The 11,741-nt window shown below is 36.8% G+C and carries 9 protein-coding genes and 1 pseudogene; 1 reads left to right on the forward strand and 9 read right to left on the reverse strand.

Annotated features, from left to right (window positions below):
* Nucleotides 1–42: 42 nt before the first annotated feature.
* The 9 genes from BLR86_RS07370 to BLR86_RS26390 form a co-directional block, all read right to left on the reverse strand.
* Nucleotides 43–3,135, reverse strand: coding sequence for an AAA family ATPase (locus BLR86_RS07370; protein ID WP_090759862.1), 3,093 nt, complete (start codon nucleotides 3,133–3,135; stop codon nucleotides 43–45).
* The gene (locus tag BLR86_RS07375) at nucleotides 3,132–4,346 is read right to left on the reverse strand and encodes an exonuclease SbcCD subunit D (protein ID WP_090759866.1); all 1,215 of its coding nucleotides are present in this window, start codon (nucleotides 4,344–4,346) and stop codon (nucleotides 3,132–3,134) included. Before BLR86_RS07375 ends, BLR86_RS07370 begins: the two co-directional genes overlap by 4 nt.
* 172 nt (nucleotides 4,347–4,518) lie before the next feature.
* Nucleotides 4,519–4,719, reverse strand: a complete 201-nt coding sequence (locus BLR86_RS07380) for a cold-shock protein (RefSeq protein WP_007083969.1) — start codon at nucleotides 4,717–4,719, stop codon at nucleotides 4,519–4,521.
* Nucleotides 4,720–4,970: 251 nt separating this feature from the next.
* Complete coding sequence (locus BLR86_RS07385; RefSeq protein WP_090759867.1) at nucleotides 4,971–6,785, reverse strand: TIGR04190 family B12-binding domain/radical SAM domain protein; 1,815 nt, start codon at nucleotides 6,783–6,785, stop codon at nucleotides 4,971–4,973.
* Nucleotides 6,786–7,308: 523 nt separating this feature from the next.
* Nucleotides 7,309–7,764 (reverse strand): hypothetical protein, encoded by a 456-nt coding sequence (locus tag BLR86_RS07395; protein WP_090759871.1) that lies wholly within the window; start codon nucleotides 7,762–7,764, stop codon nucleotides 7,309–7,311.
* Nucleotides 7,761–8,066 (reverse strand): PadR family transcriptional regulator, encoded by a 306-nt coding sequence (locus BLR86_RS07400; protein ID WP_090759874.1) that lies wholly within the window; start codon nucleotides 8,064–8,066, stop codon nucleotides 7,761–7,763. Before BLR86_RS07400 ends, BLR86_RS07395 begins: the two co-directional genes overlap by 4 nt.
* 201 nt (nucleotides 8,067–8,267) lie before the next feature.
* Entirely contained in the window at nucleotides 8,268–8,624 is a 357-nt protein-coding gene (locus tag BLR86_RS07405; RefSeq protein WP_090759876.1) for an ArsR/SmtB family transcription factor, read from the reverse strand.
* A 24-nt stretch (nucleotides 8,625–8,648) separates the two neighbouring features.
* The gene (locus BLR86_RS07410; protein WP_254782255.1) at nucleotides 8,649–10,397 is read right to left on the reverse strand and encodes a SulP family inorganic anion transporter; all 1,749 of its coding nucleotides are present in this window, start codon (nucleotides 10,395–10,397) and stop codon (nucleotides 8,649–8,651) included.
* 257 nt (nucleotides 10,398–10,654) lie between these two features.
* Nucleotides 10,655–10,867, reverse strand: coding sequence for a hypothetical protein (locus tag BLR86_RS26390; RefSeq protein ID WP_217642366.1), 213 nt, complete (start codon nucleotides 10,865–10,867; stop codon nucleotides 10,655–10,657).
* A gap of 225 nt (nucleotides 10,868–11,092) precedes the next feature.
* Here BLR86_RS26390 and BLR86_RS07415 point away from each other — a divergent pair.
* Nucleotides 11,093–11,527: pseudogene (locus BLR86_RS07415) on the forward strand (AIM24 family protein); the annotation flags it as partial.
* Between the last annotated feature and the right edge of the window lie 214 nt (nucleotides 11,528–11,741).

Here is an 11,741-nt window from a genome sequence, read left to right on the forward strand (position 1 = left end):
CAGAATTCAATTCTGGTTTTTTTGTTCATTCTTTTGAAAGAGCTATTTTATCACAAACTCTGTTTGGCTATAGCCTTCTTTCGTCTTTTTTACTTCTAATATTGCTGGTATCGCATTCTTCAAATCTTGAACATGCGAGATAACGCCAATCATACGACCTGATTGCTGCAAGTCTATTAATGTGTCAATTGCTTTATTCAATGATTCTTCGTCTAACGAACCAAATCCTTCATCAATGAACATGGTATCAATAGAAACTCCGCCTTGGAAACTCTGTATGACATCTGCCATACCAAGTGCCAGGCATAATGAAGCGTTGAACTTTTCCCCACCTGACAGCGTTTTTACATCACGTGTTTGTCCAGTATACGCATCAAACACATCGAGACCAAGACCACTTTGTCTGCCACGTGCCTCTTGACGTTCACTTCGTTCCAAACTAAATTGGCCATTCGAGAGACGTTTTAAACGTTCGTTAGCTGCAATGATAATTTGCTCAAGATACTCGATTTGTAAGTATCGTTCAAATGAAATCCTACTGCCATTTTGCCCTCTAACCACATCAAACAAATCCGTTATCCTATTCAATTTCTTTTCCAAATCGGTTACTGATTCATCTGCATTTCGTATTTTCATACTTAACTCAATAGCCATTTTCTGATAACCTTGAGAATCGCTTAATACTTTTAGAGCTAGGTCACGTTCATTTTTCATTCGAGTTAATTCACTAGTTAACAGCTCTAAATCTGCCCTGTCTTTATCCTTCAATTCATCTTTAAGTTCGGAGATTTGTGCTTTTAGCGTTTCAATATTTTTCTTAAAATCGTCAATTGAAGTCTTTAGTTGATGTCGAGCTGAGTCAGACATTTTTGCACATAAATAGTCTTCTTCAGATGCAAACTTCGCATTTTGCCATTCAGAGGCGAATTTGGTTTCTGATCGTTGCCTTTTTTCAGTTGTTTCTTGTAATTGTGTTTGGGCATTAACATAATAAGCAGATGCCTTTGTTTCTGCTTCTTTTTTTATTTGAAGCTGCTTCTGAGCAGTCTCCCAATCCCGTTCTAGCTTTTCTTTATGGTTTTGCGCTTCAGTAATATTATACTTTAGAGCAGCTAGATTTCGAATTCCCTCTGGAATCCGACTGATCTTCTCTTCATAAATGGCTTTTTCTTTTACAAAAACATTCTGCCTTTCCTGATGAGCAGAAGAGATCTGTTCTTTTCTTACTTCAAATTGTTTTAATTCTTGTTCTATCGTCTCAAGCAATTCCTTTAAGGACTTTAGTTCATCCTTATTTGCTAGGCGGGCATCTACTTCTTTCTTAAGCTCCTGCCCCTCTTTTACAATACGATTGTATATTTGCTGCGCCTCTTCAACTTGAAATCCTCTGTTTGTAACTTCTTTGGCTTTTGTTTCAAGCTGTTCTGTATTTGACTTTAAACTCGCTGCTGCATCACGATATAGATTATCTAATCGGTCAAAATCTTTTTTAACTGCTTCTCGCTCTTCCTTAGTAGGAACCGCATCTTGACCATCGGCTTTGTTCGGATGTTCACTGCTGCCACATACAGGGCATGGCTTTCCATCGTGTAAGTGCATAGCAAGAATGCTGGCTTGACCACTGATCCAGGACTTTTCCAACTTTTCATAATGATTTTTTATAGCTAGGTATTCTTTATACTTTACAGTGTAATCCTGTTGTAGCTTTACTTGTTTTTGGTGGGATTTGAGATATTCCTGGATAATCACTACCTGTTCTCTCAATTCATGTAAGGATTGCTGTTTCTCAGGTAATTCATCGACTAGATTCTCAATTCCCTTAATGTTTGTAGTGAGTTTTTCCTTTTCACTCGTCTTTTCATCGATATTTCTACGTATACCTTCAAGGTCATTTGCTAGCTTTTGAACTTCTTTATTAATCCTAATAAGCTCTGATTTTTTACTATCAATCTCTTGGACAGTCGGCAAGAAGTCATTTAAGCGATCAACAGTCCTGGTAACTTCCTCCCGTTCCCCTTTCCGCTGCTCTTCCTTTTCAAAAAAGGTGTGCGCCTCTTCACGCTTTTCTTTTGCGTTTTTTACTGCTAAACCGGCATCATGTAACGAGCGCTGTTTAGACTTTTCATCCACACGCCATTCATTCACCTGGATTTCATAGGCTACAATTTTACTAGCTCGTTCCGCTTTTTCATATTGTTTTTCTTTTTCCATAAATCTTGGAATCTGTAAGGACCATTCCTGAAGCTTAGCCTCTTTTCCTTCAAGATCTTGGTATCGCTCATTTATCGCTTTTGCCTGATGATAATACTCAAGCTTTTGGTTGTAAACCGCCTCTGCTTCCTCAGACCGTTTCTTATTTTCCATCATTTCCATTTGGTAAAAGTCAGTTTCTATATCTAAAGCGTCAATGATTTGATGTGTATTCTGGTGCTCTTGTGAAAACACATCAAACAGCTTTGAATTTTCTCTAATCGGAAGAGTAGCTTGAATATCTTTAATATACCGGTCAATCATTTGCGCTTCTCTTTTATACTCTTCTTCAGCTTCTTTTTTTCGCTCTTTTAACCGTTCGCTAATCCATTTATATGGCTCTGTTTTAAAAATCTTCCTTAGAATCTCTTCTTTATTTTCTGTTTGTGAGGTTAATAGTTTTCGAAATTCTCCCTGTGGAAGCATAACTATTTGGCTAAATTGATCCTGTGTTAACCCCACAATTTCTTCTACCCTTTTATTAATTTCAGAAACTATTTGTCGGTCGACACAAGGAATTTCATCATTTCCGGTTTTTTGATAAAATTCGTACTGCTCCCCGGTCGCCCCTTTGTTTCCCTTCTTCACATGTGGCAGCTGTCTTCGTATCCGATATTGCTTATTATGAAGTTCAAACTCCAACTCTACGGAAGTATGAACATCATCCTCAGCAAAATCGCTTCGCATCATCTTTGAATCACTGCGATCCTCACCGCTGGCAGATCCGTAAAGAGCAAAACAAATAGCATCAAAAATAGTTGTCTTTCCTGAACCCGTGTTTCCTGAAACAACAAATAAACGATTATCCTTTAGTTCGGTAAAATCAATTACTTCACGATCTTTGTATGGCCCAAAAGCTGAGATGGTTAGTTTAAGAGGTCTCAAAAGGTTACACTCCCTTGGCTGCTAGATTTGTTAGTGACTGCGGTCTTTTCAGCAGGTTGCTCACTATCCTTCTGTATGAGCTCTTGAAGGACTTCGAGGAATATCTCTTCCGTTTCTTCTGCTAAGGTCATTCCTTTTACCTCTTGGTAAAAAGCCTTAAATAAGGATAAATCATCCATTTTTGTTCTAACTACTTTTTCGTTCCCCACTCCATCCATGACAATAGGGGTTTGAATAACACGCTCGACATGCATCGCATTTGGATAAACCGATCGGACCTTCTCCATAGGCATAAGCACAGGCGCTTCATCTAGTAACTGAACAAAAACATAATCCTCATTTGTTGGATACTTTACTAATTCATCCATTCTTGCCTCAACTGTTCTCATATCACGAGCCGGTGTTAACAATCGTTTTTCAATTTCAACCTTACCAGTATCATCCATTTCTACAACTAGGAAGCCTTTCTTATGCTTTTCCTCAGAAATAGAATATTTCAATGGTGATCCCGAATATTGGATCGCTTCATTCAAAACAAAATGAGCTTGGTGCAAATGCCCTAGTGCTGTATAGTCAAATTTGTCAAAGTGAACGGCACTCACATGCTCTGCTCCCCCAATTGAAAGTGGTCGTTCCGATTCGCTTGTATTGTCCTCTTTTTCTCCGGTTGGAGTTACAAATGCATGTCCAACAAAAACATGGCGAGCATTCTGATCCATTTTCGCTGCAATTTCATCGGTGATTTTTTTCATCGCCTCATTGTGTGTCTTTATTTCCTCATCTTTAAACACATATCGGATTATGCTGGGATCAGCATACGGAATTAAATGAAAATGCACTTCACCATGTTGATCTTTAAGCACAACCGGTTCTAACTGCTTGGAGATTTGTCCCACCATATGATACCCATTTGACTTCATCATTTTGCTGCCAAAATGAAGACGGCTTGGGCTATCATGATTCCCTGCTATCGCCAATACTGGGGTGTTTAATTTCAAAACAATTGTCTCAAGTACATCATCTAATAAATTTACAGCTTCCGTTGGGGGTACACCGCGATCGTACAAATCCCCCGCAATAATGACTGCATCGGGCTTTTCTTCTTCAATCGCTTTGATAAATTCCTTTAGAATATGGCGCTGATCTTCTGTCATATACACATTTTGAACCAGCTTTCCTAAATGCCAGTCAGCAGTATGGAAAAATTTCATACGTATCACCCTTCCTTTTTAAACTCAATACTTCTATTATAGCAAAATACCAATTTATTTGAGGATGGAAAACCAAGAAATTAAAGGGAATGCTGGATCAGAATTTTTATATTCTAATAGCAAAAAACAGCCCGACACAATGGTCGGGCTGTTAAATAATTGGTTTCGTAGATTACTTCTTTGTTACGTTAGCAGCTTGTGGTCCACGAGCACCTTCAACAACTTCGAAAGATACTTCTTGACCTTCTTCTAATGTTTTGAAACCTTCTGTTTGGATAGCAGAATAGTGAACAAATACATCATTTCCATCTTCAGCTTCGATGAATCCGAAACCTTTTTCAGAGTTAAACCATTTTACTTTACCGTTTTTCATGAAAAAAATCCCCCTATTAGCTAAAATAAGCCATGTGTAAATTCACCAAATTACAACGTGATCCGTTTACCTTCACTTTCTCATCCAAACTCCCTTAAAAACTTTGAACAAGCTTTGTACCATAAATCTAATCTCGATGCAATGGCTAACTAAAATTTAACATTTTTTTGCCTAATTGTCAATGTATGAATACTGATTATCCCCTTATAAAATCAGACTTTATAAGGGGTTGGTTGCTTTTTGACATTTGGTTATTTTGGGTTCTCGCTTCCCTGTGAACGTGTGACTATCACAGTATTTCTGTCTATTTTTCCTAGTTTACATTTTATATCTTTAATAACATCTTTTATGAGTAATTCCATGCCGATTAGCGTTAATGAAGGGACATTGGCAAATAGCTTCTTAACCTCCCATTTTAGCTCATTCTCGCCGCATATACTGTGGCGATTAATCAGGTCCACTTCATCCTTAATAATGGCAAGTTCTTTTTGTCTTTCGGTTTCTGGAAGGAGCTCGATCGCATCGAGTCGTTCAAGGAACTCAACAGATTTTTCAATTTTTAGTTTCACTTCATCATGAACGTCTTTCTTGATAATTTTATTATTGTATTTAAATTCGCTGAGCTTTAATGCTGAATCATACGTCGCTTTTACGATTTCCTCTCTTGTCATGCTGTTCGTTTCATAGCTAAGCATATTTTTCCATGATGGCTGCTTCATCGCTTCACGGAAGTCTTCTAGTTTGGTACAAAACTTTTTATACCCATATTTGTCGGGGGTTTCAAATGCTGGGCTGCCCGGATCAAGAAATGGAGAAAGTGGTGCAACAAAGTAAGAAATTCGAAGATTTTCGTCACATTCCTTGTGAATAATTTCACAAAAATCGACATTTCTCATTGCACTTTCATAACTTTGATTAGGGATACCCGTCATGAAAAATAGGTCTATTTTGGCACAGCCATGCTTTAAGGCAAATTGGAGCATTTCGATTACTTTAGCATTTGTACACGGTAGCTTTCCGTTATATTTGCGGATATCCTCATCTGCAGATTCAAGGGTAAGTTCGATACTATATTTAGGCATTGCTTTATTTAATCTCTCAAAAAATTTCTCATCTGCATAATTAAACAATTCAAAAACAATCTCGTTTTTTAGTTTCATTTTAGATAAGCCATCTAGAAACTCATCCACATACTCCTTGCCGCCTTGCCTGATATCATTTAATAAAAATATTGGGGCCCGTGTGAAACGTTGAATCAAGGCAATATCTTCAAGCATTCTTTTTGGAGAACGCATGACCAGCTTTTTCCGGTTGCAGTTAAGTTCGTAGGCATCTTTAGAACCCCCACAGATTAAACAGTTATAATTACAACCCTTTGAGGTTAAGATCGCAGTGTTAGGATACTGGAGCCACCCTTTGTATGGAAGTGCATCTAATAAATTAAAATATTTAAAGACTGAACCGATGATATAGCGGTATCCCGGTAAATTAAACTCATCCAGGCTGTCTGGAACATAGGTTATTTCATTATAAAAATACTGATTGTTTCTCTTCCAAGTTAGATTAGGAATGTCTGCAAAGCCTGATACATCTTTTTTCTCCAACTTATTTAGCAGCATTAAGATTAATTTTTCTGTAGTATCACCACGGACAACAAAATCAATACAAGGGTATTCAATTAATTCCTTATGAAAATAGGTGCTAGATAGCCCTCCGAACATTACGGGAGTCTCTGGATGATATTTCTTAATGATCTTTGCTAATTCTACACTGCCATGGGCATGTGGAAGCCAATGTAGATCAATTCCAAATGCCTTCGCCTTTATTTTCCGGATTTTCTTTTCAACATCAAAGTTGGGATTTAAAAGCATACGATTTGCAATATTAATGATCTTTACTTTTAAACCAAACCGCTCAAGGTAATCCCCAATACTCGTCAATCCAATCGGGTACATTTCAAAAACAGGAGATGATGGAACCACATCACTGATTGGACCGGTAAATAGCATTTCTTTCCTAAAATCATAGACAGTAGGTGGATGCAGCAGTACCAAGTCGTAAACCATTTGATCACTTCCTAAATTCCTTATATTTGTTTACACCTTTATAGTAATATAAGAAACCAGGTAAATGATGGTTAATATATTACAATAAAAATAACAATATTTTCCTGTTGATAACCATTAAAATAGCCGAAAACATTATTTACCTTTTAGTTTGGTAGGTTTATCATATTGGTAAACATTTATTCTATCCTTTCGGAAATCCTTTCAATTCTAAATGGCGTAATTAACTTTTTTATTGGCATAAATACAGAATGAGCTGTCTAAACAGCTCATTCTTTCTAAAATAATACCTGAATATTCACTATCAATTTTTAATTATCTTATCAGCTCTGTGTACACTTAAAAATAGAACCACCATTGATACCACAACAAAAAATACCCAATAACTAATACTGTATATTGCCAATATTATTGCAATAACTGACAATATTATAGACGAAATTAATCCAGACACTACTTTTACATCTTTCAAAACTTTGTAAATCATTATTTTGCTTCACCTCAACTAAAATTAAAGATTTGTTTAACTATTCGACTTATCGAACTTTAATTTACCTGTAGGAAGGAAGACATCCTCTTTTTGGGTAACATTAATTACTCGCATAATACCTCTTGCAACACCAACAACATAACCAATGAAAAGTCCCAATCCAACACCAATTAGCAGTAATGATTTAGGTGATATTTCTAAAATTGAGGGAGTGTTATTTCCAATCCAATATCCACCGAACGTACCTATAAATATTACCGAACCAATGATTAAGAAACGGTTTAATGCAGATCCAAGCATAACATCACGAATTTTCTTATCGATATTAATAATCCCCTCCACTAAATTTAAAAATCTTGCATCCATGGCATTGATAAATACATCAATTACCTCTTTAAAAGGAAGATTCCTGTTTTCCAAAATATATAAGAATTCGTCTTCATAGCGTTTTCTCCACTTTTTAGGATACAGATGGATTAGCCACTTCATATTAGACCTAACCTTTCAAATCCCAACTTGGTAACAGTTTCAATTTCCTTTAATTTTTCTTGTAGATACTGTCTGCCTTCAGAAGTAATTTGATAAGGCTTTTTTCTATCTTTTGAGGGAATAGCCTCAATTAATTTTAATTTCTCCATTCGACTAATAGCACCATATAAGGTTCCGGGTCCAATTTTAATGTCGTATGAATTTTCAATATCTTCCATGATTGCATAACCATGTTTGTTCCCCTCAGCTAAGCTAATTAAGATAAACAAAGTTGGTTCAGAAAATCGGTCAGTTGAACTCACAGGCTTTTTGTCATCCCCTTTTAATTATTACGCCAAGCGTTATAACGTGTAACGTAATAGTAAAACATAAAAAAATATATGTCAATTAGTTTTGAACTTTCCACACTATTTTCCGATTTATGTTAATACAATCATTAGCTTGAATAATGACTGTTCCACACGATAATCCGAATGCCCAAAAAATAAAAAAACCGAAGAATTTTATTTCTTCGGCATTGTTAAAACTTCTTCATCTTCATCTCTAAACTTATCTAAAATCGTAATGGTATCAACTAAGTGGTTGTTAAAAATCTGACGAGCTACTGCTAACAGTTCCACTATCATTGGATCTTTAAGTGTGTAAATCACTTTATTCCCTTCCTTGGTTCCTGTAACAATATTTTTTGATCTCAAAATCGTTAACTGCTGAGAAACTGCAGATCCTTCACTGCCAACAAGGGTTTGAATTTCATTTACATTTTTATCCCCTTCTGCTAACAGTTCTAATATGCGGATCCTCAAAGGATGTGCAAGAGCTTTGAAAAATTCCGCCTTAAATCGCTGCATTTCAAGATTCATTCCATTCACTTCCTTATTCCATTTCTAGTAAGTAGCAGAGAGCTTTGGTTTGCTGCTTTCAATAACTCCTTGCGCCGAAAACTTCTTACATTCCTTAAAAGCAAAGTGCTTACAGCCTAGACATTTATTACGGTCCAGCTGCTCGAGGGCAAACTGAATGGCGTCACCTGTGTGCTCAAAAAAATGTTCCTGGCCAATAACCTCGTATAATCCTGTTTTAATCATGACATTTTTAGGCTGATCGTTTATTCCGGATATTATTACTATACCACTTTTGGAAAAATGGGAGACAATACTAGCCAAGTTCGCTTCACCTGTTGTATCCATAAATGGAACTCTGCCCATCCGCAATAAAAGAATCTTCGGATGATAGTTTATCGTATTCATAATCGATGTTTCAAATGTTTGGGCAGCTCCAAAGAATAATGGACCTTCTATATTAAATATACTTACCTGTGGACAATCATGCGAATCAGAAACAATATGTGTCTCGACCTTTGCATTTTTATGCTTCAAGTTTGGCAACGCCTTTGTAGTGGTCATCAAATTGCTCATTCTCAATGTAAATAAAACCGCAGCCAACACTAATCCGACTTCAACTGCTACAGTTAAATTAACAAAAACCGTTAATAAGAAGGTTACCACTAAAACAAGGGAATCCGTAGATTTTGTTTTAAAAATATGGGCAAATACTTTTCGTTCACTCATATTCCAGGCAACTACCATTAAAATTGGTGCCATACTTGCTAGTGGAATATAGGATGCAAAGGGAGCGAAAAATAGTAATACAAGTATGACGACAACCCCATGGATAATACCTGAAAGCGGTGAAACAGCTCCACTTTTAATATTCGTTGCTGTTCTAGCAATAGCCCCTGTTGCTGGAATCCCCCCAAAAAGCGGAGTAACCATATTGGCAATCCCCTGACCAATAAGTTCTTTGTTGCTGTTATGCTTGCTATTTGTCATCCCATCAGCCACTACAGCAGAAAGTAAGGATTCGATCCCGCCGAGCATTGCAATAATAAACGCCGGTTTTAATAGCGTAATAATCATTTCAAGACTTAAATCAGGTATTTGAAGCTTTGGCAATGAACTTGGAATTTCACCATAAGCTGTTCCAATGGTTGCTACCTGATTGGGAAAAAACAGAGTAGCAATTATTGTTGAAACGACTAATCCAATGAGCGGACCAGGAACCTTAGGGGCAATCTTTGGCGTTAAAATAATAGTTGCTAAACAGATGACCGCTGTTAGGATGCTAAAAAGATTTATGGTGTCCAAATGGATTATAAGTTCTGTCAAATTATTGATAAATTCTTCGTGTTTCTCAATTCCCGTCAACCCTAGGAAACTAGCAATTTGTCCTGTGAAAATGGTAATCGCTATCCCCGTTGTAAAACCTATTGTTACTGGTCTTGGAATAAACTTAATTAATGATCCCAGCTTGAAAATTCCCATTAAGACCAGCATGACTCCGGCTAAAAATCCTGCAATTAACAGATTTTCATATCCGTATGTCATAACGATTCCAAATAATATCGGAATAAACGCACCTGTTGGACCGCCAATTTGGTACTTTGACCCTCCAAACAGGGAGATGAGGATCCCGGCAACAATAGTTGTGTAGATTCCATATTCCGGCTTCACCCCTGAAGCAATTGCGAAGGCCATCCCAAGTGGTATGGCAATAACACCGACAATAAGTCCTGATAGGACATCTTTTGGCACATTACTTAAGGAATATTGATGGAATCTTTTGTCACTAAACATATTCACCCTTCTTATCATCTTTATTTGTATATCTGATTATTTGAATATATAGTAATACGGATCAATAATCAAGACTATTGTTTTATACAGGTGATTTTTTATATGGAAATAGAGGAAATCATTAAGTTCTTTTTTTAAAAATTTCCAGTTGTATTATTTCCTAAACTTGTGGTATAGTAATTAAGCGATGAGCTGAGTTGTGTAAGTCGAGAAACATTCCTTTTTGGAGCACACTATGTGGAGTGTGGTTTTTCGCCTCAATACGCAAAGACGTCTGTGTATGCAGACGTCTTTTTTATGTTTATCTGTGAAAAGGAATGCCTCAAAGAGGATGAATGAAGCTCAAACTCCGCTAGACTGCGCTCATCACTTTTATGATGACCAAACCCACAACCGAGATCCCTGAAATTGGTCATCATCCCGTTTATGATGACCAAACCCACGCCAGAGCCCCTGGAAAATGTCATCATCACGTTTATGATGACCAAACCCACACCAAAGATCCCTGAAAATGGTCATCATCTAGCTTATGATGACCAAAAACCAGCCCGACAGCATTGAAAATGGTTATCATCATGCATGCCTTTAATGTGAACCCCAGATGAACTTTCAATTTTAATATATACCCTGTTAAAATTAGCACTTTTTTCCTATTTCTATTAGAATAGATTTATAAAAGAATGGGAGGGATACTGATGAATAACCATGAGATTGACTACCAAATTTATGGGGATGATATGCAATTTGTAGAGGTTGAACTTGATCCGCAAGAAACCGTGATTGCTGAAGCAGGAAGCTTTATGATGATGGAAGATGATATACATATGGAAACGATATTTGGCGATGGCTCGGGTAACTCCAGCAGCGGACTAATGGGCAAACTATTCAGTGCCGGTAAACGGGTCATTACAGGTGAAAGCTTGTTCATGACCGCATTTACCAATCAAGGTCATGGTAAAAAGCATGTTTCCTTTGCCTCACCCTATCCTGGTAAAATCATTCCGATGGATCTTAGTGAATTGGGTGGAAAAATCATTTGCCAAAAGGATGCCTTTTTAGCCGCGGCTAATGGTGTTTCAGTTGGGATAGAATTTCAACGAAAAATTGGTGCCGGGTTCTTCGGTGGTGAAGTTATGCTATCTTACGATCCTGTCCAAAAGTATAGTTTAATAGTATAAATGTATACTAGTTATTTGTCCCTTATGCTATCTTGATATTTGTCCTTGTAAACCCATAGAGCTTATGGTAATATTTTCATATAATGACATATTATTACTAAGAGTAGACCTCTACTACTACAACAACATATTTTTAAAATTTTTGTTGTTGTTGTACCAAAGGCCT

The organism is Bacillus sp. OK048 (assembly GCF_900103525.1).
GTDB lineage: Bacteria > Bacillota > Bacilli > Bacillales > Cytobacillaceae > Neobacillus.

Excerpts from the sequence above, each read along its gene's own strand:
- BLR86_RS07385 (WP_090759867.1), bottom strand. The coding sequence starts at position 6,785 with ATGGTTTACGACTTGGTACTGCTGCATCCACCTACTGTCTATGATTTT.
- BLR86_RS26390 (WP_217642366.1), bottom strand. The coding sequence starts at position 10,867 with ATGATGACATTTTCCAGGGGCTCTGGCGTGGGTTTGGTCATCATAAAC.
- BLR86_RS07405 (WP_090759876.1), bottom strand. The coding sequence starts at position 8,624 with ATGAATCTTGAAATGCAGCGATTTAAGGCGGAATTTTTCAAAGCTCTT.
- BLR86_RS07380 (WP_007083969.1), bottom strand. The coding sequence starts at position 4,719 with ATGAAAAACGGTAAAGTAAAATGGTTTAACTCTGAAAAAGGTTTCGGA.
- BLR86_RS07410 (WP_254782255.1), bottom strand. The coding sequence starts at position 10,397 with ATGTTTAGTGACAAAAGATTCCATCAATATTCCTTAAGTAATGTGCCA.
- BLR86_RS07395 (WP_090759871.1), bottom strand. The coding sequence starts at position 7,764 with ATGAAGTGGCTAATCCATCTGTATCCTAAAAAGTGGAGAAAACGCTAT.
- BLR86_RS07375 (WP_090759866.1), bottom strand. The coding sequence starts at position 4,346 with ATGAAATTTTTCCATACTGCTGACTGGCATTTAGGAAAGCTGGTTCAA.